Here is a 25,195-nt window from a genome sequence, read left to right on the forward strand (position 1 = left end):
TTTTGCCAGCGCTGAATGCTAGTATCCTACGTTTTCACTCAGTTTCGGAATCCTCTACCCGATGAAAGTCGCCATTATTTCCGGATCGGTCTATGGCACCGCCGAAGAAGTCGCCCGTCACGCCGAATCGCTGCTGAAGGCAGCAGGCCTGGAGGCCTGGCATGCGGCGCGTGCCACCTTGCAGGACCTTGAAGGTTTTGCCCCAGACGCCTTGCTGGCCGTGACCTCGACCACCGGCATGGGCGAGCTGCCGGACAACCTCATGCCGTTGTACAGCGCCATTCGTGACACCCTGCCTGCGGCCTGGCGTGGCCTGCCGGGTGCAGTGATTGCGCTGGGCGACGCCAGCTATGGCGATACCTACTGTGGTGGTGGCGAACAAATGCGCGAGCTGTTTGCCGAGCTGGGCGTGCGCGAAGTGCAGCCGATGCTGCGCCTGGATGCCAGCGAGACGGTGACCCCGGAAGCCGATGCCGAACCGTGGTTGGCGGAGCTGCTTCAAGCGTTGAAAGCCTGACGGGGCATGTTCGCGTGTCCTGGCCTCTTCGCGGGTAAACCCCACATGTAGGGCGCAGTTTTCCCAAACTGTGGTGTCCCTGTGGGAGCGGGTTCACCCGCGAAAGGGCCGGCACTGGCTCAATCATTAGCTACTGCCCGGCACCGGCCACTCGCGCAGCAACGCCAACCACGCCTGCGCCGCCCGTGACAGGTACGCCCCGCGCCGCCAGATAAAGGCAATATCCCACCGCAAATCCTGCGGCGAACGCAGCGGCAAACGCACCACCCCAGGGCGCTCAAGCGCTTTTGCCACCACCCGGGGCAGCAACACCACGCCTTGGCCCGCTGCCACCAGCGCTGCCAAAAAATCCGCCTGGCCACTGCGGCCGCCTTCCTTCGGGATAAACCCTTGCTGCTGGCACGCCTTCAGCAGCCGGTCATTGAGCACGAAGCTGCGCTGAAACAGCAGGAACGGCGTATCGGCCAGTTGCCCCAGGTCGACCCCGTCCAGGCCCGCCAAGGCATGGCCAGCCGGCAGCAGGGCATCCAGCGGTTCATTGCAAAACGGCTGGTAGTCGAACGTTTCGTCGCTAGGCGTCAGGCTGCCGCCCAGTTCCAGTTCGCCACTCTTCACCGCCTGCTCCACGTTACGGCTGCCACCTTCGAGCAACTGGATCGCGATGTTAGGGTGGCGCCGCCGATACTCGGCGAACAAACTGGCGAACAAGGCGTCACTGCCCAGCATCGGCAACCCCAGGCGCAGCTCGCCACGCTCCATCTGGCTTAGGTCGTCGAGTTCATTTAGCAGTGCCTGGCGTTGGCGTAGCAGGGCCTCGCCACGCTCCAGCACAATGCGCCCGGCAGCCGTCAGGTGCAGCTGCGAGGCCTGGCGCTCCAGGAGCGGCTGGCCCACATCTTGCTCCAGCTGTGCTACCTGCTTGCTCACCGCCGACTGGCTGATGTGCAGGGTTTGCGCCGCCTGGGTAAAACCGCCGCGTTGGACCACTTCGATAAAGCTGCGCAGTTGTTTGAATTCCATGCTCGGATTCCATTATGGAATGGCGACCAGTCTAACAATTCGCTTCTGGCCTAGGCAGCCGAATCTTAAAATGAGGGCTTGTCGAGGAATCCGCACCATGAAACCCGCGTTAATGAAAAAAGCCCTGCGCCTGCTTGTCGAGCTGGCGATCCTTTGTTCTTTGTTCCTGCTCGGCGGCCAGCTCGCCAGTTGGCTGGGCTGGCCGATCCCCGGTGGCGTGATGGGCCTGGCACTGTTGCTGATACTGTTCGCTTCGGGTGTGCTCAAGCCGGCCATGCTGCAATTGGGCGCTGGCTGGCTGATGGCTGAGATGCTGCTGTTTTTCATCCCGGCGCTGATGAGCCTGCTTGATTACGGTTCGCTCATCCGTGAAGAGGGCTGGCGCATTTTGCTGGTGATCGCCGTGAGCACGCTGATGGTGATGGTGGTGACTGCTTTGACCGTGGAGCTGGTGTGTCGCTGGAGTTTGCGCCATGAGCCTTGAACCCATGCCGCTGTTCTGGTTGGCCCTGACCCTGCTGGCGTATCTGGGCAGCCGCTGGCTGTACCGGCGCAGCAAGCGCTACCTGCTGTCGCCGTTGATCCTGGTGCCAGTGTTGCTGCTGGCGGTGGCAGTGCCGCTGCATACAGCCTATGCCGAATATGCCCGCAACACCCACTGGTTGATGAGCGTGCTCGGCCCGGTGACCGTGGCCTTCGCGGTGCCGATCTGGCAGCAGCGGGCCATGCTGGCGCGCCATTGGCCGGCGCTGATGGTGGGCATGGTGGCGGGCAGCAGTGCCTCGATCGCCAGCTCATGGGGCCTTGCGCACCTGCTGGCGCTGGACAACGCAACCAGCCTGTCGCTGGTGCCGCGTTCGATCACCACGCCGTTTGCCATGCCCTTGGCCCATGACCTGGGTGGGGTGCCAGAGCTGACGGCGGTGTTCGTGATGTTCACCGGCGTGCTCGGCGCCATGTTCGGTGGCGTGCTGCTGCGCTGGTTGCCGCTGCGCACGCCGTTGGCACGGGGTGCGCTGTTCGGCGTTGGCGCGCATGGTGCCGGGGTCAGCCGGGCCCAGGAGGTAGGCCGCGAGGAAGGCTCGGTGGCCGGGCTGGTCATGGTCCTGACGGGGCTGTTGAACCTGTTCGCGGCACCGCTGCTGGCCATGCTGCTCTGACCGTTCGTGCCACTGACTCGCTCAGTCATCAAGCTGGCTGGCAACGCAAGTTTCAGCCCATGGCCTGCTGGCTAGACTCTGCCTCGACATAGAGAGCACATGTATGTGCCGAGGTGACATGCAATGACCGCAGCCTTGCCCTATTCCGCCAACACCAAATCACCGGGACCGTTCTGATGCCTATGGCCGAAATTCCATTGTGCGTCTGGCGTACCCGGGGACAGAGTTTCACTTTCCGGGGCCAGAGCATCCGCTACTGGACCGCAGGGCAAGGAGAGCCCCTGCTTCTGTTACACGGTTTCCCCACCGCCAGCTGGGATTGGCACTATTTGTGGGGGCCTTTGAGCCAACGCTTCAGGGTGATCGCTTGCGACATGCTGGGCTTTGGCGATTCGGCCAAGCCGGTCGATCACGCCTACAGCCTGATGGAGCAGGCGGACTTGCAGGAGGCTTTGCTTGGCCACCTGCAGGTCGACCAGCCGGTGCACCTGCTGGCCCACGACTACGGCGGCAGCGTCGCCCAGGAATTGCTGGCACGGCACCATGAACAGCGTGCCGAGGTTGCCAGCTGCGTTTTCCTCAACAGCGGGCTGTTCCCCGAAAGCTGCCGCATGCTGCTTATCCAGAAACTGCTACTCAGCCGGTTCGGCTGGCTGGTCGGGCGTTCGTTCGGGCGTGATGACCTGGTGCGCAACGTGACGCAGGTCTACGGCCCTTGCACCCACCCCAGCGAAAGTGCTCTGGATGATTTCTGGAGCCTGATTGCCGCCAACCGGGGGACGCGCATCCTGCACAAGCTGGTGGGCTATATGCCCGAGCGCAGATTGCACCGCGAGCGCTGGGTCGGGGCGATGCAGCGCTCAGGCGTGCCACTGCGCCTGATCAATGGCGTGGTCGACCCGCTTTCCGGCACGCACATGCTTGAGCGCTACCGGCAACTGGTGCCGGAACCGGACACCGTGCAGCTACCGGGCATTGGCCATTACCCGCACACTGAAGCGCCAGCCCAGGTGCTGCGCCACTACCTGGCCTTTCGTGAGCAGCCTGTGAGCTTCTATCCGCAGAAAGTGGCGTGGTCCTGACCGGGCCGCATCGCCCTGCGTTATTGCCAGGCATTCAGCCTGCGTGAGCTTTGTTGTCCGCCCGTTGCTTGCGGCGGACACTCGGCTTACCTGAACCTGCCTGGAGCCATGAGCATGAGCGAGCCTGTCCGTCTGCAAGATCGCGTGGTGATTGTCACCGGAGCCGGCGGTGGCCTCGGCCGTGCCCATGCGCTGCTGTTCGCCGCACGTGGCGCCAAGGTGGTGGTGAACGACCTCGGCGGCTCTACCCACGGTGAAGGTGCCAGCGCCTCGGCCGCCGACCGGGTGGTGGAAGAGATCCGCGCCGCCGGTGGCATCGCCATCGCCAACCACGATTCGGTCAGCCAGGGTGCACGTATCGTCGAGCAGGCCCTGGACAGCTTCGGCCGGGTCGACGTGCTGGTAAACAATGCAGGTATCCTGCGTGACAAGACCTTCCACAAGATGGACGACAGCGACTGGGAGCAGGTCTACCAGGTGCACGTTGAAGGGGCCTACAAAGTCACCCGCGCGGCCTGGCCCCACCTGCGTGAGCAGAACTGGGGGCGGGTGATCTTCACCGCTTCTACCTCTGGCATTTACGGCAATTTCGGCCAAGCCAACTACGGCATGGCCAAGCTGGGCTTGTACGGGCTGACCCGCACCCTGGCGATCGAAGGGCGCAAGCACGGTATCCTGGTCAACGCCATCGCCCCCACCGGTGGCACGCGCATGACCGAAGGTCTGATCCCGCCCCAGGTATTCGAGCGGCTCAAGCCCGAGTTGGTCAGCCCGCTGGTGGTGTACCTGGGCAGCGAGCAGTGCCAGGGCACCGGTGAGCTGTTCGAAGTAGGCGGCGGCTGGGTGGGCAAGGTGCGTTGGGAGCGCAGCCTGGGGGTGGGCTTCGATCCGCGCGAAGGCTTTACCCCGGAGCAGGTGGCCGAGAACTGGGCACGGATCGGTGACTTTGAGCGGGCAGTGCATCCGCAGGACAGTTTGCAGGCGCTGCAGCAGATGATGGCGAACCTGCAGAAGTACCCGCTGTAGAGAGCTTGCAGGGTACTTTGTGGGAGCGGCCTTGCGTCGCGATTGGGCCGCAGAGCGGCCCCAGGATATCAGCCGCACTGCATAAATTGCCGGGGCTGCTTTGCAGCCCGATCGCGACACAAGGCCGCTCCCACAGGGGCCGCGTCAGCCAGTCGAGAGCGCATGTTGTTCAGGGCAAAAAAAAGGCCGCTGCAAGCCGCAGCGGCCAATCGAGACGTCAGATCAAGGAGCTTCAAAATCTACGTCGGTGAACCTCGCCGGCATGAAAGGCGGGGGGAGAGCCCTTCATGCCGGCCAGTGAGTAAAGAATAAGCGCTTGATCCGGTAGGAAAAATAGCGGCTTATGACATTCACCTTTACGTATCGGGCAATAGTGCCGCCGGCGTTCAGGCAGCAGGCGAATAGCCCATCCGCCAGCTGGTTTCCCGCGCTGCCGCCAGCAGCCGTTGCGCCGCCGGACCGTGCTCGTCGGCATGGAAGATCGATGTCGGCCCGACCACGGTCATTACGGCAGCAATCTGCCCCAAGGCGTTGAACACCGGCGCCGACAGCGCATCCACGCCCGGCATCAGCAGCCCGTGCACATGGTGCAGGCCGCGTTCGCGGATGCCCGCCAGTACTGCCTGGTAATCGTCTGCACGCTGCTGCAGGGCAGCCAGTTCCCGATCACGCAACTCCAGGGTCTCGCGCTCAGGCAGGTAGGCAGCGAACACCAGGCCTGTGGACGAAGTGAGCAGCGGCAGCACCGAGCCCATCTGCGTGACCACAGTCACTGCACGCACCGCGGGTTCAATGCTGACCACGGTGGCGCCCTGGTTGCCCCACACCGCGATGAAGCAGCTCTCGTTCAGTTCGTCGCGCAGTTGCGACAGCGGCAGTGCGGCAATTTTCAATACATCAATGCTGCCCAGCGCCGCCAGCCCCACCCGCAGTGCCTCGCGGCCCAGGCCGTAATGGTTGGTGGCTGCATCCTGCTCGGCAAAGCCGCTGGCAATCAGTGCCTGCAGGTAGCGGTGCACCTTGCTCGCCGGCATCTGCACATGTTCTGACAGGCGTGACAGCGAGGTGGAAGGGGAGAGCTCGGCAAGGGCTTTGAGGATGTCTGTACCAACCTCCGCCGAGCGAACTTTCTGCTTGCCGTTGTCGGCGGAGGAGCTGGCTTTGGTCATGGACATCTGCTTCCGGATTCGTCGAGTCGCGCCTTTATAGCTTGACGCCATGCGCGTAGCAAATTACGTTATTCGTAATCTGATTACGATAAAAACAATGCAGACGCGCTGTCACCCGCATCGGGCCAGCAGCCAGCTGCCCGCAATGGCTCGACCAGAGCCCGGAGGCATCGATGAATCGCGACACATCACCCGACCTTCACTACCTCAGCGGCTTCGGCAATGAGTTTGCCAGCGAAGCGCTGCCAGGTGCCCTGCCGGTCGGGCAGAACTCGCCGCAGAAGGCACCCTACGGGCTGTATGCCGAGCTGCTCTCGGGCACCGCGTTTACCATGGCCCGCAGCGAGCTGCGCCGTACCTGGTTGTATCGTATTCGCCCGTCTGCATTGCACCCGCGTTTCGAGCGCCTGGCACGCCAGCCGCTGAGCGGGCCGCTGGGGGCCATCAACCCCAACCGCCTGCGCTGGAGCCCCCAGCCGATGCCTGCCGAGCCGACCGACTTCATCGAAGGCTGGCTGCCCATGGTGGCCAACGCCAGCGCGGAGAAACCGGCCGGCGTGAGCATCTACATCTACCGCGCCAACCGTTCCATGGAGCGGGTGTTCTTCAACGCCGATGGTGAACTGCTGCTGGTGCCCGAACAGGGCCGCCTGCGCATTGCCACCGAACTGGGTGTGCTGGAGGTCGAGCCGCTGGAAATTGCAGTGATCCCTCGTGGCATGAAGTTCCGCGTCGAACTGCTCGACGGCCAGGCCCGTGGCTATATCGCCGAAAACCACGGTGCACCGCTGCGTCTTCCGGAGCTGGGCCCGATCGGCAGCAACGGCCTGGCCAACCCGCGCGACTTCCTTGCCCCGGTGGCGCACTACGAAGAGGCCGAAGGGCCGGTGCAGCTGGTGCAGAAGTTTCTCGGCGAACACTGGGGGTGCGAACTGCAGCACTCGCCGCTGGATGTAGTTGCCTGGCACGGCAGCAACGTGCCGTACAAATACGACCTGCGCCGCTTCAACACCATTGGTACGGTCAGCTTCGACCACCCGGACCCGTCGATCTTCACCGTGCTGACTTCGCCGACCAGCGTGCACGGCCTGGCCAACATGGACTTCGTGATCTTCCCGCCACGCTGGATGGTGGCCGAGAACACCTTCCGACCACCATGGTTCCACCGCAACCTGATGAACGAGTTCATGGGCTTGATCAGCGGTGCCTACGATGCCAAGGCAGAGGGCTTCCTGCCCGGTGGCGCGTCGCTGCACGGCGTGATGAGCGCCCATGGCCCCGATGCCGAAACCTGCGAAAAAGCTATTGCCGCCGACCTGGCGCCGCACAAGATCGACAACACCATGGCCTTCATGTTCGAGACCAGCCAAGTGCTGCGCCCGAGCCAGCAAGCCCTTGAATGCCCGCAATTGCAGGCCGACTACGACAGTTGCTGGGCCACCTTGCCGAGCACCTTCAACCCGAACCGGAGATAACCCATGAACCACACTGCCAATGCCCGTAGCTGGGTCGAGCATGCCAACGGGCACAGCGATTTCCCGCTGCAGAACCTGCCATTGGGTATCTTCAGCCGGCCGGGTGAAGCCAGGCGCTGTGGCGTGGCCATCGGCGACGCGATCCTTGACCTGGAGGCGGTGCTGGCCGCCGGCCTGTTCGACGGCGCCGCCAAGGCCGCCGTCGAAGCCACCCGTGGTGGGGCGTTGAACGCATTCTTTGCGCTGGGCCGCAGCGCCCGTGTCGCCCTGCGTGAGCGCTTGCAGGTGCTGCTTGGCGAACACAGCGAACACCAGGCTGCGCTGCAGGCCGCGCTGTACCCGGCCAGCGCCTGCCAGTTGCATGTACCCGCGCAGATCGGTGACTACACCGACTTCTACGTGGGCATCGAGCACGCCAAGAACGTGGGCAAGCTGTTCCGCCCCGACAACCCGTTGCTGCCCAACTACAAGTACGTGCCGATCGGTTATCACGGTCGCGCCTCGACCATCCGTCCGTCCGGCACCGACGTGCGCCGGCCCAAGGGCCAGACCTTGCCGGCCGGGCACACCGAGCCGAGCTTTGGCCCTTGCGCGCGGCTGGACTACGAACTGGAGCTGGGCATCTGGATTGGCCAGGGCAATGACATGGGCCAGGCGATCCCGGTCGGCGACGCCGCCGAGCACGTGGCCGGCCTGTGCCTGCTCAACGACTGGTCGGCGCGTGATATCCAGGCCTGGGAATATCAGCCATTGGGGCCGTTCCTGTCCAAAAGCTTCATTACCACGATCTCGCCCTGGGTGGTCACTGCCGAGGCGCTGGAGCCCTTCCGCTGCGCCCAGCCTGCACGCCCGGAAGGCGACCCGCAGCCGCTGTCATACCTTTTGGACAAGCGCGACCAGGCCGCCGGTGCATACGATATCGAGCTTGAAGTGCTGCTGCTGACCGAGCGCATGCGCGAGCAGGGCGTTGCCCCGCACCGCCTGACCCTGAGCAACACCCGCAGCATGTACTGGACCGTTGCCCAGCTGGTGGCGCACCACAGCGTCAATGGCTGCCAGTTGCAGTCGGGCGACCTGTTCGGTTCGGGCACCTTGTCGGGCGCTACGCCGGGTTCGTACGGCAGCCTGCTGGAAATCACCGAAGGCGGCAAGCTGCCGATTGAACTGGCCAGCGGCGAGGTACGCAAGTTCCTCGAAGACGGCGACGAAATCATCCTGCGTGCCCGCTGCGCGCGTGACGGCGTGGCCAGCATCGGTTTTGGCGAATGCCGTGGCACGGTTATCGCAGCCAACTGAGGAGGCAGGGGCATGGAGCTGTACACCTATTACCGTTCCACCTCGTCCTACCGGGTGCGCATTGCCCTGGCCCTGAAGGGGCTGGCTTACCAGTCCCTGCCGGTCAACCTGCTGCAGGGCGAGCAGCGCGGTGCGGGCTATGTCGCCGTCAACCCGCAGGGCCGCGTGCCCGCCTTGCGCACCGATGGCGGCGATTTGCTGGTGCAGTCGCCAGCGATCATCGAGTACCTGGAAGAGGTTTATCCACAGCCTGCGCTGCTGCCAGCCACGGCCGAAGCGCGTGCCAAGGTACGTGGCGTGGCGGCAATCATCGGCTGCGACATTCATCCGCTGCATAACGTCAGCGTACTCAACCGGCTGCGCCAGGCGGGCCAAGACGAGGGCCAGGTCAACCAGTGGATCAGCCACTGGATCAGCCAGGGGTTGGCGGCAGTAGAGCAACTGGTTGGTGACCACGGTTACTGTTTCGGTGACCAACCCGGGCTGGCGGATGTTTACCTGATCCCCCAGCTGTATGCCGCCGAACGCTTCAACGTCGACCTCGACAGCTTCCCGCGCATCCTTCGGGTTGCCGCACTGGCAGCTGGGCACCCGGCGTTCGCCAAAGCCCACCCTGCCCAGCAGCCCGACAGCCCGGCTCAGTGAAGCGAACGGTTCGCCGTCGGAAGCTTGCCGATACGTTCGGACAGCTTCAGGCGCTGGACCGGGTCTTCCGTCAGCAGTAACGCATGCTCCAGGTCGAAGCGCTCGGCCTGTGGGCAGTCCAGGTGCTGGTACAGCGAGGCGCGGGTCACGTAGTCGCTGACTTGCACCGGGCCCAGTTGCATGATCCGCTCGGCATCGATCAAGGCCGCCAGGTGGTTATCGTTGCTGATGTGCAACTGGCGCAGGTTGCGTGACAGGCGTTGCAGCATCTGCAGCGGGCTGGCACTGCGCAGGTGTTCTGCCGTCAGCGCAACCTGCGGGCCGAACTGGCGGGCCAGCAGCTCACGGCAATCATTGGGGTACAGGCGTCGGCCACCACAGGGGTCTAGCAGGTGGTCGGCACCCGGCACACGCAGCAGGAAATGGCCAGGGAAGCCCACGCCCTCCAGCGGGATGGACAAGCGCCGGGCCAGCTCCAGGGTAAGGATGGCCAGGGTAAGCGGCTGGCCACGGCGGCGTTGCAGCACCTTGTCCATCAGTGCAGCCTGCGGGCGCAGCGGGTGGTACTCATCCTGCTGAAAGCCAAGGGCATTGAGTTGGCGCAGCAGTGGTTGGGCCAGTTCGCACAGTGGCAGCATCGGCAGGTTGGCGCTGATCTCACGCTGCAGGTCATGCAGAATGGCAAGGCTGTCTGTGGGCTCGACGCTGCGGTCGTGCTCGGCGGCAATCCACAAGGCGGCTTCCAGCAGGGCGACAGGCTCGCGTTCCAGGCAGGCCAGGCAGGCTTGACGTGGCTTCATTGGGTATCTCCACACACGCTTGAGTATTAGCCGTGGCGGGCGGTTTCGTCCAGTGGTCCGGCGACCACCCCGGCTTCGGGCCGGTGCCTATACTGGAAGGAGCACCTCGTGGGGAGCCTGTCGATGTTCGCACTGATGCAAAGCACCCGTACCCAGTCACTGCACCTGTTCAATGACCCACCTACGGGCCTGAAAGCGGTTGTAGCGATCCACAGCGAGCAGTTGGGCCCAGCCATGGGCGGTTGCCGCTACCTGCCCTACGCCGATGATGAAAGCGCCATGACGGATGCCATTCGCCTGGCCCAGGGCATGAGCTACAAGGCGGCGTTGGCGGGCCTGCCGCTGGGTGGCGGCAAGGCGGTAATCATGCGCAACCCGCATGTGGAGAACCGCGCCGCGTTGTTCGAGGCGTTTGGCCGTTTCATCGATACCTTGCATGGGCGTTTCATCATCGCCGTAGACAGCGGCACCTCGACCCTGGATATGGACTGCATCGCCCAGAGTACCCCCCACGTAACCAGCACCACGGCCTCGGGTGACCCCTCGCCGCATGCGGCAATGGGGGTATTCGCTGGCATTCGCGCCACCACCTCGTTCCGGCTGGGCAGCGATGACCTCAGAGGCTTGCGGGTGGCGGTGCAGGGGTTGGGTAATGTCGGTTATGCGCTGGCGGAACAACTGCATGCGGTGGGGGCGGAGCTGCTGGTCAGCGACCTGGACCCAGGTCGGGTGCGGCTGGCGATGGAGCAGTTCGATGCCAAACCGGTGACCAACGATGCATTGATCAGCACCCCTTGCGATATCTTCGCACCCTGCGGTGTGGGGCCGGTATTGAACGGGCAGAGCGTGATGCAGCTGCGCTGTGCGGCAGTGGCGGGGGCGGCGAACAACCAGCTGACTACCTTGCAGGTGGCAGACCAGCTGGAATCACGCGGGATACTGTATGCGCCAGACTACGTGATCAATGCCGGTGGGCTGATCTATGTGGCGCTGACCCACCGTGGCGAGGACCTGGGCACCATTACCGCGCACCTGGCGCGCATTCCTTCACGGCTCACCGAAGTGTTTGGCCATGCGCAGGCGGAAAAGCGTTCGCCGGCGCGGGTGGCGCAGATGTTGGCGGAGCGGCTGTTGTATGGCTGAAGGTTGATACTGGCTTTGCTGGCCTCTTCGCGGGCTTGCCCGCTCCCACAGGTATTGCACAAGCCTCGAAGGCAGTGGGGGCCCTGTGGGAGCAGGCGCCGCCGATGTCACTCGGCTGCGCCACCTTCCAGCAACTCGGCCAACGCATCCGGCTGGCTCTTGAACGCCCGGGCGAACACATCGCGGTTCTTGGCCATGTAGATACCGGCTTCTTCAACCTGCTGCTCGGTCAGCGACGGCACCGCCTTGTGCAGCACTTCGGCCAGGCGCTCGGCCAGTTCGAGCATCTTGTCGTGACGGTCTGCTTCGGCCTTATCCATAAACAAGCGCTCCGGGTCGCGGCTGCTGCGGTACACCACTTCGACGGCCATTCATCACCTCTATGCCTTTTTGCTGGTTGCGTTGCGATTTACTGTATTTATATACAGTAATGGCAATGTTGGTTGGTTCGCAAGCAGAAATTGTAGCGTTCCCATGGGGCAGCACAGGTTGCAAGGCAGATGCAGAACCTGTGGGAGCGGGTTCACCCGCGAAAGGGCCGGCCCAGGCGACCCGTCTTCTTGCCACGTCCCGACGTGCCTTGCGGCAATCGGTCGTCTTCTCAAGACAGGGGCTTGGCCCTTTAACTGCATGGCACAAGCGTCACACCGGTGACGCATCATCCTTACAAGACGTATCGGGGAATGGAACATCGTGAACATCAAATGGGCAGAAAAACTGCGCAAGGGCCTGCACGGCTCGGCCGACTCGCTGGGCAACCTGTGTGTCGAGGCGTTCCATTACCTGGCGCTGTTCGGCATCGGCGCAATCACCGCCTATGCGGCGGTGGTCACCTTCCTGGACATGCTCGGCAAGGGCGGGATCAGTGTCGATGACATCCTGCTGCTGTTCATCTACCTGGAGCTGGGGGCGATGGTCGGCATCTACTTCAAGACCAACCACATGCCGATCCGCTTCCTGCTGTACGTGGCCATCACCGCACTCACCCGCCTGCTGATCGGCGATGTTTCGCACCACAAGGCACCGGACGAAGGCCTGCTGTACCTGTGTGGGGGCATCCTGCTGCTGGCGTTTTCGATCCTGGTGGTGCGCTACGCTTCGTACCGCTACCCCTCGACCAAGGTGCTGGACGCCAACGGCAAGACCGTGGAGGAGGGCAAGTAGCCCTCAGTTGGCAACGAAATGGCGCGGCTCGTGGCGGGCGTCACGGGTCAGCGCGGCCAGCACTTGCATGGGGTTCTGGCTGAGTTCGATGGCGAGGCCCAGGCGGATGCTGTCGATCACCCGTTGCAGGCGCACCGGGTCGTTGCGCTGGGCCTGGGTGATGAGGCGCTTGGCGACTACGCCGGCGTCGTCCGACAGGGTGAGCATGATGCTACCGTCGAGGTTGGCAATGCTCAGGTTGACCCGGTATTCGGGGGCGAAGGCAGCACTGATTCGGTCGAAAGGGTTATTCATGCCTGAGGGCCTGCAAAGATTGTCTGCTGAAGTTGACCGGCCCCTGTCAGGTTGGTTCCTGGTGGGCAATTAGCCATTATCGTAACTACACTCCTTGAATCGCAGCCGCGACGCATGGCCAATGGCCGGCAAAGGAGTGCCCGTGGTTCCCTCATCTGCTGCCCGTCAGCGTGGCGCAATCGGCCTAATGGCGGTGGTTACCCTGGGCCTTGCCCTGCTGTTCATGCTGGTGGTGATTGACAGCGGCCGCCTGTTTCTTGAACAGCGCAAGCTGCAGCGCATTGCCGACATGTCGGCGCTGGAGGCGGCAGGCCAGTTTGCCGTGTGCACCGGCAGCGGGCCACAGGCGACCGCGATTGCCCGGGCCGCCGCCACACGCAACGGCCATGCGGCCAGCAACCCGCTGACCGCCAGTTGCGGGTACCTGCAGACCGGCGCCAACAGCTTGCGCACCTTCACCAGTGACAACACTCGCAATGAAGCCATCCGGGTGGATGTGAGCAACACGGTGCCCACCAGTTTTGCTGCGGGGGTGTACACCTTGGCGCAGGGCAATGGCGTGCCGTTGACCACCACCTTGCACGCGCATGCCGTGGCATCGTCGCCTCTGCCGCCGCAGGCGATGTTGAGTATTCGTACCACGCTGGCGACCGTCGACTCGCGGCAGTCGGTTTTGCTCAACGCTCTTCTCGGCGCCCTGGGTGGTACGGTTCAGCTTGATGTGGCCGGCTGGCAAGGCATCGCCAGTACCCAGCTCAATCTGCTTAGCTACCTTGACCAACTCGCCATCGATCTCAAGCTCAAGGCGGGCGACTACCAGCAACTGCTCACTGCCGATGCCACCGCTACCCAGTTGCTGCAAGCGGCGGTAAAAGTACTGCAGCAGAGTGGTGCGGCGGCAGATGTGGTGACCAACCTGGGCAAGGTGGCACTGGGCGCCAGCAACAGCACGTTATTGCAACTGGGGGACTTGCTCGATATTCAGAACGGCACAGCGCAGGCCGGGCTGGATGCCAGCATTCAATTGCTGCAACTGGTGCAGGGGGTAATCCAGCTGGCGGTCAGCGAAAGTGCGGCAACGGTGGATTTGCCAATCAGCGTGCTGGGGCTGGTCAATGGTCGGGTACGGTTGAAAGTGATCGAGCCGCAGCAGATTTCTGCGGTGGGAGACCCGCGTACCGATGAGCTGCGGGTGCATACCGCACAGGTGCGGGCGATGATTTCGCTGGATTTGCCTTTGCTCAACTCGGTGCTTGGGTTGCTCAATGCCGTGTTGGATCTCGTCGGGCCGATCACCAATGTGCTTAACAATCTGCTCAGCCTGAACCTCGCCAGTACATTGCAATCGGTGCTATGCCTGGTCGGCGTGCCGTGTACGGTCACCGATATAATCCTGGTCCCGGACAAGCTGTCGCTGGACATCGGCCTTGAAGTGGCAGAAGCGACGACGCGGCTCAACCCGTTATCGCCTGAAACGTTCAGTTGCTCACCCAAACGTTTGACGACTCAGACTCAGAGTTCAGCCGCCAAGATTGCGGTGGGGCGTTTTGAGTCCGTGGACGCGTTCTTTACCAGTGGTACCACCGTTGTCAAAGCGTTGCCTTTGGTCGACATCGGGACCAAACGCTGCACCCGGCTGCTCATACTGCCTGCGATCTGTGATGCACGTAGCCCCTTCGCTGGTGGCGGCCTGGGCCTGCGCGTCAACAGCAAGGTGCTGGGCAGCGGAGCGGTCGAACGCCCGCTGGTGTTCCAGGCCCCCAACAGCACACCGCCGAACATCGGCCTTCCCTCGGTGTACCAGAGCATGCAAACCGCCAACAACAACGTAGTCGGCAGCCTCACCGATACCTTGCAAGGCATACAGCTGGAAGCCTATAAACCCACTGCAAACAGCGGCCTCGGTGAAGTACTGGTAATCGTCGGCAACGTCCTTGGCGGCGTCAAAGGCATCGTCGAACCCTTGATCAAGAATTTGCTCAGCCCGTTGCTGGACCCCTTGGTCAACGTGTTGCTCAAGGTCCTCGGCATCGACCTGGTCAACGCCGAAGTCGGGGCCAACCTCAGTTGCTCCGGCGGCCGTGCTCAGCTGGCGCTGTAGACGGGCAACCAGACCTGGAAGCACGCACCTTCGTTGCGGTTGTGCGCTTCGAACCGGCCGCCCATGGCTTCGACGATACTGTGGCTGACCGACAAGCCCAAGCCGGTGCCCGCTCCGGCGGCCTTGGTGGTGAAGAACGGTTCGAAGATGCGTTCGAGCAGGCGTGGGTCGATACCGCCGCCGTTGTCTTCCACCAACAGGCACAGCTGCCCGTCCTCGACGCGCTGGCTCACGCTGATCCGCGGCTTGGCAACCCTCCGTTCGAGCAACGCATCCCGGGCGTTGACCAGCAAGTTGATCAGCACCTGCTCGAGCTGGTCCTCATGGCCCAGTACTTCCGGGCACAGGTCTGGCTCTTCAACAAGCAAGGCCACGCCTTTGCCGCTCAACCCCTCAGCCAGCAACCCCAGCGCACCTTGCACCGCCACCCAGGCGGCGAACACCTGCTGTTCTACCTCGGACCGGCGCCCATAGGTGCGCAGATGCTCGACCAGGCGCGCAATGCGTTCGACCTGGGCATCGATCCGCTGCAGCTTGCCCGCCACATACTCGGCATCGACCACGCCACTTTCCAGGCGTTTGAGGGTATTGACCAGCGCAAGGCGCATGGTCGCCAGCGGCTGGTTGATTTCATGCACGAAGCCCGTTGCCAATTCGCCCAGCGTGGCCATCTTGGCCCCTTGCAGCAGTTGCTGCTGGCTGTGGCGTACCGCTGTGTTATCGCGCCCCACCGCCTGCACTTCCTGCAACTGACCGTGCTCATCGAACAGGCCACGCTCGGCCCACACCCACCAGGCTGTTCTGCGTCCGGGCAATTGCAGGCAGATTTCGGCACTGGCCAACGGCTGCGCCGGCGTCAACATAGACAGGCGCTGGAGAAAGGCCTCCCGTTGGCTGTCGGACAGCCACTGACCAAGGTTCATGCCCGTCAATTGTTGCGGCGCGCATTCCAGCTGTTCGGCAAGCGGGTGGTTGCCAAACAGCAGCTCGAGGTCTGGGCGATAGCGGCAGATCATGGCTGGCGAGTCCTCTACCAGCACCCGGTAACGCTCCTCGCTCTGGCGCACACGTTCGGCCGCCTCGGTCAATTCACTGACGTCGAGCCACAGCCCGACAGCCTCCACAGGCTGGCCCAGGTCGTCACGCAGCAGGCGGGCTTCGTCCAGTATCCAGTGGTAACCGCCAAGGTGATCGCGCAGGCGATAGCGGCAGCGTACCTGGCCATCGCGCAGCAGCGTACGGGTGCGTTCGAGCCACGTCGGGTGGTCGTCGGGATGCACGGCCTGAGCAGGGTGGCGCGCCAGTTCACTGTCTTTGGGCCAGCCCAGCAGCGGCATCAGGCTGGCGCTGAAAAATTCACTGTGCAGTGCACCTTCGGCATAGCGCTGGACGTAAATCACTGCGGGCGAGCTGGCGATCAGGTTTTCGAGCCGGGCGCGCGCGGCCCCGGCCTGTAGTTCCTGGGCTTTCAGCGCGCTGATATCGAGCACAAACCCCTGAACCTGACGGCCTTGCAGCTGGCCCGCCCACTGTAGCCAGCGCGGGCTTGCCAGGCGGTTGGCTGGCAGCAGGCGCAGGTTCAGGTTCAACGCAATGCCTGCGCGCAGTTGTTCCAATGCCATGCGTGCGGCTTCGCGATCGGCCGGGTGTATCCGGCCTAGCCATTGCTCTGCGGTGGCTTCGGCCGGTAAACCCAGGCGCAAGGCCAGGGCGGGGTCGAATTGCAGCGGCCCTTGCAGAGGCCATGACCACCAGCCGGCCCCCAATTGCTGTTGCAGTTCATCCAGGTGGCGTGAACGTTGCCGCAACTGGTGCTGGCGCAGGCGACTGAGCAGGGGTTCGATCAGCGCTTGCAGCAGGGCCGCAACCGTTTCGCTAGCAGGCGGCCGCTGTGCCCCTGCGCACAGCAACCAGGCCTGCACGGTATGGCCGTGCAAATAGGGCACGGCCAGTAATGGCAAGCCGGCACACGATGACTGCAACAGCGGGTTTCCGGCAGCCACTTCTCGGCCGCGTGGCGGTAGCGTTTGTAGCCAGGGGCGCAACCGCTCGTCATCGGCCCAGGGCCAGTCGTTGTCGCTGCTGGTGTAGGTGTACCAGCCGCCATCGCCCAGTAGCATCAGACGCAGAGAGCCCGCCTGCCAGTGCTCAGCCAGGTGCTTCAGTTGATCGGTGGCTGTCACCATCAGGCGGTCTTCGTCGCAGTCACGCAGGGCGCGGCCAAGCGCGGCTGCCAGTGCCTGTTGCGTCAGGCGATGGCCTTGTTGCTCGTGCTCGCCCAGCAGGTCGCCGATATCGAACAACTGCAGCAGCCAGCCATCTGCCTGGCGCTGGAGCCAGCCGCGGGTGTGCAGGGCAGGGCCGTGCACGGTAGCGAAGTCGAGGTCCAGCGGTTGCCCCTGCCAGTCGGCAGGGGGGCCTTCAAGCACCAGCCAGCTGTGCCGTTGCAGGTAGTCATGCACACGGGGGGCGCTGTGCGAACTCGCAGGGAGCACCGTGCGCAGTGGGCCAGCAAGGCGCAGCACGTGCCCTTGGTCATCCAGCCAAAGTTGCAGCCCCACCGCTTGCGGGGCCGTCGCTGCCTGCTCGGTGGTCTGGCCGCCCAGCCAGCGCTCGAACAACCCGCTCACAGCTGCAAGCTCGCTTCGGCCCGCAGGCGGTCGGGCAGGCGCGGTACTTCACCGATCAGTGGCAGTACCAGCATCGGCAGCACGTTGGTCAGTTTCGTTTTGGGGTAATTGATGGTCACGGTCAGCAATTTGTTGGCGCCCAGGGTTACCTGCGCGTCACTGGCGGGCTGGAAGTTGAACGCGGAGGGCATCCACTGTAATTGTTGGCTGATGACCTGATGGGCCAGGGTTTGCACATCGGTGCTGTAGCTGGCGCTGTTCGGGTCCAGGGCCACGCAACGGCGCACGGCTTCGGCGCTGGCCTGGTTGAATGACTGCAGCATCAGCATCGGCAAGGTGTAACTGACCAGGCCGTAGAACACCGCGAAAAAGATCATGAATACGGCCGCGAACTCAATGGCCGCTGCGCCGTTTTGCCGTTTTGCCGGGCCTGCTTTCATGATTGCGTCTACCCTGACCATGAATCCTGAGTAACAGCATAGAACCGATCGACGAACAGGGATGGCCATTTGCCTATGCATAGCCTTGCAGTGCTTGTCTGGCTTGTGTTGTGCGCGGGGCAGGATGCCTGGGAACGGCAGATTTCCAATGTCCTGACGCTGGGTGCTGCCGCCTGTGCGCTGGCCTGGTTGCTGGCCACCGGGCACAGTTGGCTCGGTGCCCCGGGCAGCGATGCCGCGCTGGCTTTCGTCATCGTGCTGCTGCTGACGCTGCCCGGCTATATGCTGGGCCAATTCGGGGCTGGCGACGTCAAGCTGCTCGGCGCACTGGCCCTGGCCAGCAGCCTGGCCCACGTACTCGGCACTTTTATGGGTGCCGGTGTGGCACTGGTTGTGTGGCAAATGGTACGGCGCAGGGCACGCCAGCCGGGGGAGAAAAGGCCGTTTGCGCCCTGCTTGCTGGCCGGTTTTGCCGTTTCGCTTGCCTGGCTTGAGTATCGCGTCGCCTGTTAGATCGAGCGCCGCCCGCGCGGCGCATCGCGACGCAAGGCCGCTCCCACATTCGTTTCGGGCCAATCCCGCTTGTGCCATTGGCGCGCGACCCCTTGTGTGTTCCATTCGCTATCGAAGGTTGCGTCGCCGCTTCTCTGCCATCTCCAGCCGTGCACCCAGGGAGCGCGCGCCGATGGCGCAGGAATAACTGGCCCGAAACAGATGTGGGAGCGGCCTTGCGTCGCGATGCGCCGCGCGGGCGGCGCTCGATCTAACAGGCGACGCAAAAATACCCGCGAACTAATTATTGCGCTCTGCCATCTTGGTCCAGCGGTAGAAGTCGGGGATTTCATACTTGTAGGTATCCAGCCAGCGCTGCATGGACTGGTCACGCTCCCGCGCGGTTTGCACCTGCAGGCGCCTGGATGCCTGCTCGCCGCTGGACTGCACGCGCAACAGCCGTTCGGTGGCCGTTTCGTCCGGAGCGGCATGGGGCGGGTATTGCTCGGCCATCAAAGTCGCGCTGCCTACGCAGCAGGCCAGTAGCATCACGTACCTGATCATGATCACCTCCGTGTATCAATTGACCATCATGTCCGGGGCCCTGGCCGATGCGATCGGGCCTCGGCCGCCGGCCTTGATCTTGCTGGCGCGTGCCTGGGCTTCGGCAAATTGCCCCGCTTTGAGCTGCAGCCGGCCTACCAGGTCGGTGGCCTGCTGCCAGTTGTCCTGCACCAGCGCCAAGGTCACCAGGTTGACCGCAGGCAGCGGGTTGTCGTCTTTCAGTTCGATGGCCGTCAGCAACTCGAAGCGCGCCTGCTCATAGCGCCCCAGGTTCATCAGCACCACGCCAAGGTCGTTGCGCACCCGCTCATCGGTAGGCGCGAGCCTTACTGCCCGCTGGAGGTTCTGCAGGGCCTGGACGTCGTCGCCCCGGGCCGAGGCCAATTGGCCAAGGCCATGTTCGCCTTCGGCGGCCAGGCAACCGCCCAGCAGGCTGCGGTACAAAGGTTCGGCCTCGCTGAGGCCAAGCAGCCGTGACACCTTGGCCTTGCGCAGGCGAACCTGTTCGAAGGTGTCCGGCAGTTGCTGCAGGTGGGCCAGGCTGGCGTGTGGGCGCCCGTCGTTGAGCATTTCGTCTGCCAGGTTCAATGACAGTTGCTGGTCGGCGTCAGGCTTGCTGCAACTGGCGGTGGCGAACAACTGGCGCAGCCCTTCCGGCTGTTGCCCGGCGCATCCGGTCAGCAACACCAGGCTTGCGCACAACAGGATTGTCTTCATCATTCAGTCCTCATGGGCTCAACGCCCGCGCCAATGCAGAAAAGCCTGGCCCGGCAAGGACAATGAGCAAGGCCGGAAACAGGAACACCATCATCACTGCCGACATCTTTGCCGACATCATCGATACCCGTTCTTGCAGGCGGGTCAGGCGACGGTCGTCGAGCAGCGCCTTCAGTGCCTGCAGCGACTTCATCGCGCCGCTGCCTTGTGCCAGCAATTGGCGCAGGATCACGCAGGTATCGGTGAACTCATCCACAGCCAGCAGCTGGGCGACTTTTTCCAGCTCCGGGCCCAGCGCCATGCCTGAATCCACCCGTTGCAGCACCTGGCGCAACTCTGCGCTGATGTGCGGGATCAGCGTTCGGCCTTCCTGGCTCAGCACACGCAGTGCCTGCTCGACGGCCAGGCCGGTCTCGAAAAGAATCCGCAGCAAGGGGATCATCAGGCTGACTTCTTCGGCGATGCGCTGCTGGCGACGTGCCGCAGCCACGGCCAGCAGGCGCTTGGGCAGCAGGTAACCGACGCCCAGCGCGCACAATGGCCAGACCACCCAGCCGGCTGCCGCGCTGCCCTTGAACCCCTGTTGCAACAGCAGTGTCAGCATCACGGCCAACAGCGGCAGGCCCAGCTGAACAGCGGCAAACAGGGCGCGCTGGCGGCTGCGGCGCCAGCCGATACGTTCGAGCAGGGCCTGGCTTTCGCCGTCGAATCTTTGCAAGCGCTGCCCCCACGCGCTGCTGCCCAGCCAGTGCAGCCAGTCGCCCAGGCGTTCGTCGCGGGTTAGTCGCCCCTGCAGGCGTCGGGTCACCAGTACCCGCGCTCGCCATTGGCGAATGACCTGCAGGCCAAACAGGCTGGCGGCAATGAACAGGCACAGGGCGCAGATCAGCAAGGCCATGGTCACAGGCTCCTCATCATTCGCCACAGCACCAGGCAACCGAGCACCTGCAGGGCAAAGGCCAGCAACAGCATCATCTGGCCGCTGCTGTCCCGCCACATGGCCAGCAGGTAATGCGGGTTGGCCATCAGGAAGTAGCCGACCATCGCCAGCGGCAAGGAGCCGAGAATGATCGCGGTGATGCGGGTCTCGCCGGTCATCGCCTTGAGCTGACGCGCCCCTTGTTCACGCTCGCGGATCAGTTTGATCAGGTTTTCCATCAGCTCGCTGGCATTGCCGCCGTAACGCTGGTTGATGCGCAAGCCAAGGGCGAACAGCCGCAGTTCGTCCTGCTTGTGCAGTTCGGCCAGCTCGCTCACAGCATCCTCCAGCGCCACGCCCAACTGTACGTTGCGCTGCACCCGCGCCATGGCTGAGCGCAGGGGATCGCGGCTACTGTCGATACCGCCCAGCACCGCGTCATTGAGGGTGCGGCCGGCCTTGAGGCTGCGCACGCTGTAGTCCAGCAGGCCAGGCAACTGGTCGACGATTTGCCGCATCTGCCGGCGGCTTTGCCAGCTCAGGATCAGGTACGCAAGGGTTGGCAGGCCGACCAGCAGCATCAATGCGGCCACCCAGCCGGCGGCGATCAGCCCCAGCAGCACCACGCCCAGCCACGCCAGCAACCAGCGCTGTGGCTCGATGTCGACAGCCCCCAAGCCGGCGCGCTGCAGCAGGGCGTCGAGCCATTCGCGCCGGGCGGTGCCATTGCGCACAATGCTGAACGCCCGCCCCAGGCGTTGCAGGATGCGCTCTTCGTGCCGCTTGTACAGGCTACGGCGCAACAGCAGCAGGGCGACGCCCAGCAGCAGCGGGGACAGCGCCAGCAGCAAGGGGCCGGTCACAGCACGCCCTCTGCGCGCAGCTTGCTGCCCGCCGGGTTGGGTGCTTCGCGCAGAAAGGTATCGCCGCCACGACGATCGAGGCGGAACAGGGTGTTGGTCACGTACACCTCATCGCGCACGCCGACCACTTCCAGCACCTCGCTGACGCAGCGTCGGCCGTCGGGCAGGCGGGTCAGCTGGATCACCACATCCAGCGCCGCGCAGACCATCTGCCGCAAGGTCTTCTCGGCAATCTGCCGGCCGCTCAGGCCGACCAGGGTTTCCAGGCGCAGCAGCGCATCCTGTGCGGTGTTGGCGTGCACCGTGCTCATCGAGCCATCGTGGCCGGTGTTCATCGCAGTGAGCACGTCGAGCACTTCGCTGCCGCGGATCTCGCCCAGAATGATGCGGTCTGGGCGCATGCGCAGGGCGTTGCGGATCAGTTCGCTGGCCTTGATTTCGCCATGCCCTTCGGCATTCGGCGGGCGGGTTTCCAGGCGCACCACGTGGGGATGGTGCAGCTGCAGCTCGGCGACGTCTTCGATGGTTACCAGGCGTTCGCGGGGCGCGATCATCTGGCTGAGGATGTTCAGCAGGGTGGTCTTGCCGGTGCCGGTACCGCCACTGACCAGGATGTTGCAACGTTTGCCCACGGCGCGTTCGAAGAAGTCGAAGATGGACTGGTCGATGGCGCGTGTGGCCAGCAGGTCGGCGCTCTTGAGCATGTCCTGGCGGAACTTGCGGATCGACAGGCACGGGCCGTCCAGCGCCACAGGCGGAATGATCGCATTCACCCGGCTGCCGTCGGGCATGCGCGCGTCGACCATTGGCGAGGATTCATCCAGGCGCCGGCCAAGCGGCGCGAGGATGCGCTGCATCACCCGCTCCACATGGTGAGCGTCGATAAAACGCAGGTCGGTCTGTTGCAACAGGCCCGCCCGTTCCACGAACACCCGATGGGGGCCGTTGACCAGGATTTCCGTAACGGTGGGGTCTCGCAGCAACACTTCCAGCGGGCCGAAACCGGTCAGCTCATCTACCAGCTCTTCGGCCAGGCGCTCCATTTCGTAGCGCGACATGGCCAGGCGCAGGCGCGCGACGTAATCGCCCACCTGCTCCAGCACGAACTGGGTCAGTGCTGGCCGGGCGCCTTCGAGCAGGTTGCGGCCGCTGTCCTCGATGGCGTCGATGGCAAAGCGGTGCAGTGCACGCTTTAGCGCGTAGGGGTCGCCGGAGGCGTGTTGCTGGCCACCAAAGGGTTGGTCATTGCTCATTTGCTCCCCCAAAGCCGACGCAGCCAGGTGAAGGCGGGTGGTGCGAGGTTTTCCGAGCGCCGTGCCAGGCGTTCGCCGAGGCTGCGCAGGGCTTGAGTGAGGTTTTCACGCGGGGCCAGTTCGAACAGGCTCAGGCCCTGGTTCTTCACATTCAGGCGCACTTCGGGGCTGTAGGGGATGGCCTTGAGCAAGGGCAGCCCGTAGCGTTTGGCCAGGGTATCGGCATCGGGTGCAACGTTGCTCAGGTAGCGGTCCACCAGCAGGCTGGCGTGCTCCAGCTTCATGCCGTGGTCACGCCACAGGTCGAGCACTTCAAGGTTGCGTCGGCAGTCGAGGATATTCTGGTCGGTGTAGACGATCAGTTTGTCGCAATGGCTCACCAACGTGCGCAGGGCTTCGCTGTCGGCATGCCCAGTCAGGTTCACGACAATGTGCTGGAAGTGCTGGCGCAGGGCGCTGAGCAGCATGTACAGCTCGGCGGCGCTGGTTTGTTGCAGCGGGTCGTCGGCCTCGGCGTAAGTGAGCAGGCGCAAGCCTTTCTTGTCGCGCGTGAATGCGCTGTCGATCAGTGTGGTGTCGAGGCGGCGCAGGTGGCGCAGGGCGTCGCCGAAAAAGAACGAAGCCTCCAGGCCGAGCAGCGCCAGGCTGTCGCCACGCGGCAGGCCCAGGTCCAGCAGCAGGGTTTGCTGGCCGCTCTCCTGCACCACCCGGGCCAGGTGGGTGGTGAGCAATGCGCCGTCTGCATTGGCTTGTACACCGAACAGCACGGTCAGCCCGCCAAGGCTGGGGTTGCTGGTCACCGCCGGCATGCGCTTGCCCAGGCGCCTCACCAGCCCGGCCACTTCGCTGGGGCGTGAGCCATAGGCGACGAAATCGCGGGCGCCTGCGCGCATGGCATGCAGCACCAGTTGGTTGTCCATGCCATCGCCAAGGGCGACAATCGCCAACATCGGCCTGGCCTCCAGCACCCCCTCGATCAAGGCGCACTGGCTGACCAACTGTTCGCGGTCCAGGCCGATGAACATCAGGTTGCTGAAGGTGGCGTTGACCAGCGCCAGCAGCTCGTCGAGGCTGCCGGCACTGGCACCGATCACCTGGCCTTGCGGCGCCAGTGCGCCCTGTAGCCAGTGCAGGTCCTCTTCATTGCGGGTGATGGCGAGGAAGGTGGGGTTCAGGCTCTCGTTCATTGGGATAACCCACCCTTGCCGTCGAAGTTGCCGTTTTCCAGGAAGAACAGGCGCCCCCAGCTGGGGTCGTAATTGCGCAAGTTCTCACCCGGCAGTTCCGGCAGCCGCGCGTTGGCGGCCAGCGGCTGGACCAGGTGTGGAGTTACGATCATCAGCAGTTCGGTTTCTTCGCGTTTGAGCGTCGATTGCCGGAAGAATGCGCCCAGGATTGGGAGGTTACCGAGGCCAGGCAGTTTGTCGACATCGGACCTGGTGTTGCTGCTGACCAAGCCGCTGATGATGAAGCTTTCGCCATCGGCAAGGGCAATGCTGGTGTCGGTGCGTCTTACGGTCAAACCCGGCACTTGCGTGCCGGCGATGGTTACTACGTTGCTGTAGTCCAGCTCGCTGACCTCCGGCGCCACCTTGAGGGTGATCCTGCCGGGGCTGATGATGGTTGGTGTCAGCGCCAGACGTACGCCGAACTCCTTGTATTCGATGGACACGTTGTCGCTGCCCGAGCTGGGGACTGGAATCGGAATTTCGCCACCCGCCAGGAAGCTTGCGGTCTGGCCGCTGAGTACGGTCAGGCTCGGGCGGGCCAACGTGTAGGCGAAGCCGCTGCTTTCCAGTGCGTTGATCATGGCAAGGAAGCGGCTACTGCCGCCGCCCCAGACGATGTTGAAGACGTTCTCTGTGAGCGGGATCTCCGGGTTCGCAATGGGTACCGAACCTGGGGATACAGAGGTGTTAGGCACTGTTCCAGGCGCACCGATCAGGCTGTTGTTCGAACCCTTGAAGAACAGCCGTGCGCCAGCTTCTCTGTACTTGTTTCGGCGTACTTCCACGAAACGGATATCGGCCTGCACCTGGCTGATCAGTTGTGCATCCTGCGACGGCAAAAAACTGTCTTCGGCCATGTCGGCACTGGCCCGGCCTTTGACGAATACCATGGCCCGGTGCGGTGACGGGGCGCATGCTGTCCACAGCATCAACGTGGTATTGCCCTGGCCCACTGCGGTAATCACCACACCGCGGTCACCGCTGGCCTGCACATCGGCCACCTTGGGCTCGCCTACGGCAACCCGGCTGATCGCCAGTGGCAGGCGCAGTTCCTGCTGCAGGCCCTGGTCTATCTCGATGACCGAAGGGAGCTGACTGATCGCCTCGCAGCCTTTGCCCACTGCCTGGGCCTGGGGCAACAGCGCGGCCAGCAGCCCGGTACAACATGCTTGTCTCAAAAAGGAACTACGCATCGC

General features: G+C 63.8%; 26 protein-coding genes. 12 read left to right on the forward strand and 14 right to left on the reverse strand.

The window, feature by feature from the left end; translation table 11 throughout:
* Positions 1 to 61: 61 nt before the first annotated feature.
* A complete protein-coding gene (locus J3A71_RS04900) occupies positions 62 to 517 on the forward strand; it encodes a flavodoxin (RefSeq protein ID WP_016489076.1) in 456 nt (151 codons plus the stop codon).
* A gap of 126 nt (positions 518 to 643) precedes the next feature.
* On the opposite strand, the gene J3A71_RS04905 is transcribed toward J3A71_RS04900, so the two are convergent.
* Complete coding sequence (locus J3A71_RS04905) at positions 644 to 1,537, reverse strand: LysR family transcriptional regulator (RefSeq protein WP_016489075.1); 894 nt, start codon at positions 1,535 to 1,537, stop codon at positions 644 to 646.
* A gap of 97 nt (positions 1,538 to 1,634) precedes the next feature.
* Between J3A71_RS04905 and J3A71_RS04910 the strand changes: the two genes are divergently transcribed.
* The 4 genes from J3A71_RS04910 (at position 1,635) to J3A71_RS04925 (ending at position 4,805) form a co-directional block, all read left to right on the forward strand.
* Complete coding sequence (locus J3A71_RS04910) at positions 1,635 to 2,021, forward strand: CidA/LrgA family protein (protein ID WP_016489074.1); 387 nt, start codon at positions 1,635 to 1,637, stop codon at positions 2,019 to 2,021.
* Entirely contained in the window at positions 2,011 to 2,697 is a 687-nt protein-coding gene (locus J3A71_RS04915) for an LrgB family protein (RefSeq protein ID WP_016489073.1), read from the forward strand. The genes J3A71_RS04910 and J3A71_RS04915 overlap by 11 nt, the downstream gene beginning before the upstream one ends.
* 176 nt (positions 2,698 to 2,873) lie before the next feature.
* A complete protein-coding gene (locus tag J3A71_RS04920) occupies positions 2,874 to 3,779 on the forward strand; it encodes an alpha/beta hydrolase (protein ID WP_016489072.1) in 906 nt (301 codons plus the stop codon).
* A gap of 114 nt (positions 3,780 to 3,893) precedes the next feature.
* A complete protein-coding gene (locus J3A71_RS04925) occupies positions 3,894 to 4,805 on the forward strand; it encodes an SDR family oxidoreductase (RefSeq protein WP_060517420.1) in 912 nt (303 codons plus the stop codon).
* A gap of 386 nt (positions 4,806 to 5,191) precedes the next feature.
* Here the strand turns inward: J3A71_RS04925 and J3A71_RS04930 are convergent, their stop codons facing one another.
* On the reverse strand, positions 5,192 to 5,974 hold the full coding sequence (locus J3A71_RS04930; protein ID WP_016489070.1) for an IclR family transcriptional regulator: 783 nt from the start codon (positions 5,972 to 5,974) through the stop codon (positions 5,192 to 5,194).
* A gap of 173 nt (positions 5,975 to 6,147) precedes the next feature.
* Here J3A71_RS04930 and hmgA point away from each other — a divergent pair, with 173 nt between their 5' ends.
* Genes hmgA through maiA form a run of 3 tightly spaced genes read left to right on the forward strand, consistent with a single transcriptional unit; the run spans position 6,148 to position 9,390 of the window.
* Positions 6,148 to 7,449: a homogentisate 1,2-dioxygenase gene (gene hmgA / locus J3A71_RS04935; protein WP_016489069.1), complete on the forward strand. Its 1,302-nt coding sequence runs from the start codon at positions 6,148 to 6,150 to the stop codon at positions 7,447 to 7,449.
* 3 nt (positions 7,450 to 7,452) lie between these two features.
* Positions 7,453 to 8,745: a fumarylacetoacetase gene (fahA, locus tag J3A71_RS04940; RefSeq protein ID WP_096426748.1), complete on the forward strand. Its 1,293-nt coding sequence runs from the start codon at positions 7,453 to 7,455 to the stop codon at positions 8,743 to 8,745.
* Positions 8,746 to 8,757: 12 nt separating this feature from the next.
* Positions 8,758 to 9,390: a maleylacetoacetate isomerase gene (gene maiA / locus J3A71_RS04945; protein ID WP_016489067.1), complete on the forward strand. Its 633-nt coding sequence runs from the start codon at positions 8,758 to 8,760 to the stop codon at positions 9,388 to 9,390.
* Here the strand turns inward: maiA and J3A71_RS04950 are convergent.
* Positions 9,384 to 10,190 carry a tetratricopeptide repeat protein gene (locus J3A71_RS04950; protein ID WP_016489066.1) on the reverse strand — a complete coding sequence of 269 codons (807 nt, stop codon included), beginning with the start codon at positions 10,188 to 10,190 and terminating at the stop codon, positions 9,384 to 9,386. The genes maiA and J3A71_RS04950 overlap by 7 nt on opposite strands.
* Before the next feature lie 123 nt (positions 10,191 to 10,313).
* On the opposite strand from J3A71_RS04950, the gene J3A71_RS04955 reads away from it, so the two are divergent.
* Positions 10,314 to 11,333, forward strand: coding sequence for a Glu/Leu/Phe/Val dehydrogenase dimerization domain-containing protein (locus J3A71_RS04955; RefSeq protein ID WP_016489065.1), 1,020 nt, complete (start codon positions 10,314 to 10,316; stop codon positions 11,331 to 11,333).
* 107 nt (positions 11,334 to 11,440) lie between these two features.
* On the opposite strand, the gene J3A71_RS04960 is transcribed toward J3A71_RS04955, so the two are convergent.
* Entirely contained in the window at positions 11,441 to 11,704 is a 264-nt protein-coding gene (locus tag J3A71_RS04960) for a YebG family protein (protein ID WP_016489064.1), read from the reverse strand.
* 322 nt (positions 11,705 to 12,026) lie between these two features.
* Here J3A71_RS04960 and J3A71_RS04965 point away from each other — a divergent pair, with 322 nt between their 5' ends.
* On the forward strand, positions 12,027 to 12,497 hold the full coding sequence (locus tag J3A71_RS04965) for a phosphate-starvation-inducible PsiE family protein (protein ID WP_023048378.1): 471 nt from the start codon (positions 12,027 to 12,029) through the stop codon (positions 12,495 to 12,497).
* A 3-nt stretch (positions 12,498 to 12,500) separates the two neighbouring features.
* Here the strand turns inward: J3A71_RS04965 and J3A71_RS04970 are convergent, their stop codons facing one another.
* Entirely contained in the window at positions 12,501 to 12,791 is a 291-nt protein-coding gene (locus J3A71_RS04970; RefSeq protein ID WP_016489056.1) for a DUF3509 domain-containing protein, read from the reverse strand.
* Positions 12,792 to 12,933: 142 nt separating this feature from the next.
* Between J3A71_RS04970 and J3A71_RS04975 the strand changes: the two genes are divergently transcribed.
* On the forward strand, positions 12,934 to 14,892 hold the full coding sequence (locus tag J3A71_RS04975) for a TadG family pilus assembly protein (protein ID WP_231995291.1): 1,959 nt from the start codon (positions 12,934 to 12,936) through the stop codon (positions 14,890 to 14,892).
* On the opposite strand, the gene J3A71_RS04980 is transcribed toward J3A71_RS04975, so the two are convergent.
* Complete coding sequence (locus tag J3A71_RS04980; protein WP_209952694.1) at positions 14,877 to 17,522, reverse strand: ATP-binding protein; 2,646 nt, start codon at positions 17,520 to 17,522, stop codon at positions 14,877 to 14,879. The two genes, J3A71_RS04975 and J3A71_RS04980, sit on opposite strands and share 16 nt — an antisense overlap.
* Positions 17,519 to 17,962, reverse strand: a complete 444-nt coding sequence (locus J3A71_RS04985; protein ID WP_016489053.1) for a TadE/TadG family type IV pilus assembly protein — start codon at positions 17,960 to 17,962, stop codon at positions 17,519 to 17,521. The genes J3A71_RS04980 and J3A71_RS04985 overlap by 4 nt, the downstream gene beginning before the upstream one ends.
* A gap of 75 nt (positions 17,963 to 18,037) precedes the next feature.
* On the opposite strand from J3A71_RS04985, the gene J3A71_RS04990 reads away from it, so the two are divergent.
* The gene (locus J3A71_RS04990; RefSeq protein ID WP_016489052.1) at positions 18,038 to 18,475 is read left to right on the forward strand and encodes a prepilin peptidase; all 438 of its coding nucleotides are present in this window, start codon (positions 18,038 to 18,040) and stop codon (positions 18,473 to 18,475) included.
* 279 nt (positions 18,476 to 18,754) lie between these two features.
* Here J3A71_RS04990 and J3A71_RS04995 read toward each other — a convergent pair whose 3' ends face one another.
* The 7 genes from J3A71_RS04995 to J3A71_RS05025 are packed head-to-tail and all read right to left on the reverse strand — an operon-like array spanning position 18,755 to position 25,192.
* The gene (locus J3A71_RS04995) at positions 18,755 to 19,018 is read right to left on the reverse strand and encodes a DUF3613 domain-containing protein (protein ID WP_016489051.1); all 264 of its coding nucleotides are present in this window, start codon (positions 19,016 to 19,018) and stop codon (positions 18,755 to 18,757) included.
* A 15-nt stretch (positions 19,019 to 19,033) separates the two neighbouring features.
* A complete protein-coding gene (locus J3A71_RS05000) occupies positions 19,034 to 19,735 on the reverse strand; it encodes a tetratricopeptide repeat protein (RefSeq protein ID WP_024717469.1) in 702 nt (233 codons plus the stop codon).
* A gap of 10 nt (positions 19,736 to 19,745) precedes the next feature.
* Positions 19,746 to 20,633, reverse strand: coding sequence for a type II secretion system F family protein (locus J3A71_RS05005; protein ID WP_016489049.1), 888 nt, complete (start codon positions 20,631 to 20,633; stop codon positions 19,746 to 19,748).
* A gap of 2 nt (positions 20,634 to 20,635) precedes the next feature.
* The gene (locus J3A71_RS05010; protein ID WP_096426745.1) at positions 20,636 to 21,517 is read right to left on the reverse strand and encodes a type II secretion system F family protein; all 882 of its coding nucleotides are present in this window, start codon (positions 21,515 to 21,517) and stop codon (positions 20,636 to 20,638) included.
* The gene (locus tag J3A71_RS05015; RefSeq protein WP_016489047.1) at positions 21,514 to 22,770 is read right to left on the reverse strand and encodes a CpaF family protein; all 1,257 of its coding nucleotides are present in this window, start codon (positions 22,768 to 22,770) and stop codon (positions 21,514 to 21,516) included. Before J3A71_RS05015 ends, J3A71_RS05010 begins: the two co-directional genes overlap by 4 nt.
* Positions 22,767 to 23,957, reverse strand: coding sequence for a pilus assembly protein (locus J3A71_RS05020; protein ID WP_095116087.1), 1,191 nt, complete (start codon positions 23,955 to 23,957; stop codon positions 22,767 to 22,769). Before J3A71_RS05020 ends, J3A71_RS05015 begins: the two co-directional genes overlap by 4 nt.
* A complete protein-coding gene (locus J3A71_RS05025; RefSeq protein ID WP_016489045.1) occupies positions 23,954 to 25,192 on the reverse strand; it encodes a type II and III secretion system protein family protein in 1,239 nt (412 codons plus the stop codon). Before J3A71_RS05025 ends, J3A71_RS05020 begins: the two co-directional genes overlap by 4 nt.
* Between the last annotated feature and the right edge of the window lie 3 nt (positions 25,193 to 25,195).

It is taken from the genome of Pseudomonas sp. PvP089 (genome assembly GCF_017875165.1).
Lineage (GTDB): Bacteria > Pseudomonadota > Gammaproteobacteria > Pseudomonadales > Pseudomonadaceae > Aquipseudomonas > Aquipseudomonas fortuita.

Bases quoted from the DNA above. Each gene is read 5' to 3' on its own strand.
- J3A71_RS04900 (WP_016489076.1), top strand. From the start codon at position 62: ATGAAAGTCGCCATTATTTCCGGATCGGTCTATGGCACCGCCGAAGAA.
- J3A71_RS04905 (WP_016489075.1), bottom strand. From the start codon at position 1,537: ATGGAATTCAAACAACTGCGCAGCTTTATCGAAGTGGTCCAACGCGGC.
- J3A71_RS04910 (WP_016489074.1), top strand. From the start codon at position 1,635: ATGAAACCCGCGTTAATGAAAAAAGCCCTGCGCCTGCTTGTCGAGCTG.
- J3A71_RS04915 (WP_016489073.1), top strand. From the start codon at position 2,011: ATGAGCCTTGAACCCATGCCGCTGTTCTGGTTGGCCCTGACCCTGCTG.
- J3A71_RS04920 (WP_016489072.1), top strand. From the start codon at position 2,874: ATGCCTATGGCCGAAATTCCATTGTGCGTCTGGCGTACCCGGGGACAG.
- J3A71_RS04925 (WP_060517420.1), top strand. From the start codon at position 3,894: ATGAGCGAGCCTGTCCGTCTGCAAGATCGCGTGGTGATTGTCACCGGA.
- J3A71_RS04930 (WP_016489070.1), bottom strand. From the start codon at position 5,974: ATGACCAAAGCCAGCTCCTCCGCCGACAACGGCAAGCAGAAAGTTCGC.
- hmgA (WP_016489069.1), top strand. From the start codon at position 6,148: ATGAATCGCGACACATCACCCGACCTTCACTACCTCAGCGGCTTCGGC.
- fahA (WP_096426748.1), top strand. From the start codon at position 7,453: ATGAACCACACTGCCAATGCCCGTAGCTGGGTCGAGCATGCCAACGGG.
- maiA (WP_016489067.1), top strand. From the start codon at position 8,758: ATGGAGCTGTACACCTATTACCGTTCCACCTCGTCCTACCGGGTGCGC.
- J3A71_RS04950 (WP_016489066.1), bottom strand. From the start codon at position 10,190: ATGAAGCCACGTCAAGCCTGCCTGGCCTGCCTGGAACGCGAGCCTGTC.
- J3A71_RS04955 (WP_016489065.1), top strand. From the start codon at position 10,314: ATGTTCGCACTGATGCAAAGCACCCGTACCCAGTCACTGCACCTGTTC.
- J3A71_RS04960 (WP_016489064.1), bottom strand. From the start codon at position 11,704: ATGGCCGTCGAAGTGGTGTACCGCAGCAGCCGCGACCCGGAGCGCTTG.
- J3A71_RS04970 (WP_016489056.1), bottom strand. From the start codon at position 12,791: ATGAATAACCCTTTCGACCGAATCAGTGCTGCCTTCGCCCCCGAATAC.
- J3A71_RS04985 (WP_016489053.1), bottom strand. From the start codon at position 17,962: ATGAAAGCAGGCCCGGCAAAACGGCAAAACGGCGCAGCGGCCATTGAG.
- J3A71_RS04990 (WP_016489052.1), top strand. From the start codon at position 18,038: ATGCATAGCCTTGCAGTGCTTGTCTGGCTTGTGTTGTGCGCGGGGCAG.
- J3A71_RS04995 (WP_016489051.1), bottom strand. From the start codon at position 19,018: ATGATCAGGTACGTGATGCTACTGGCCTGCTGCGTAGGCAGCGCGACT.
- J3A71_RS05000 (WP_024717469.1), bottom strand. From the start codon at position 19,735: ATGAAGACAATCCTGTTGTGCGCAAGCCTGGTGTTGCTGACCGGATGC.
- J3A71_RS05005 (WP_016489049.1), bottom strand. From the start codon at position 20,633: ATGGCCTTGCTGATCTGCGCCCTGTGCCTGTTCATTGCCGCCAGCCTG.
- J3A71_RS05015 (WP_016489047.1), bottom strand. From the start codon at position 22,770: ATGAGCAATGACCAACCCTTTGGTGGCCAGCAACACGCCTCCGGCGAC.
- J3A71_RS05020 (WP_095116087.1), bottom strand. From the start codon at position 23,957: ATGAACGAGAGCCTGAACCCCACCTTCCTCGCCATCACCCGCAATGAA.
- J3A71_RS05025 (WP_016489045.1), bottom strand. From the start codon at position 25,192: ATGCGTAGTTCCTTTTTGAGACAAGCATGTTGTACCGGGCTGCTGGCC.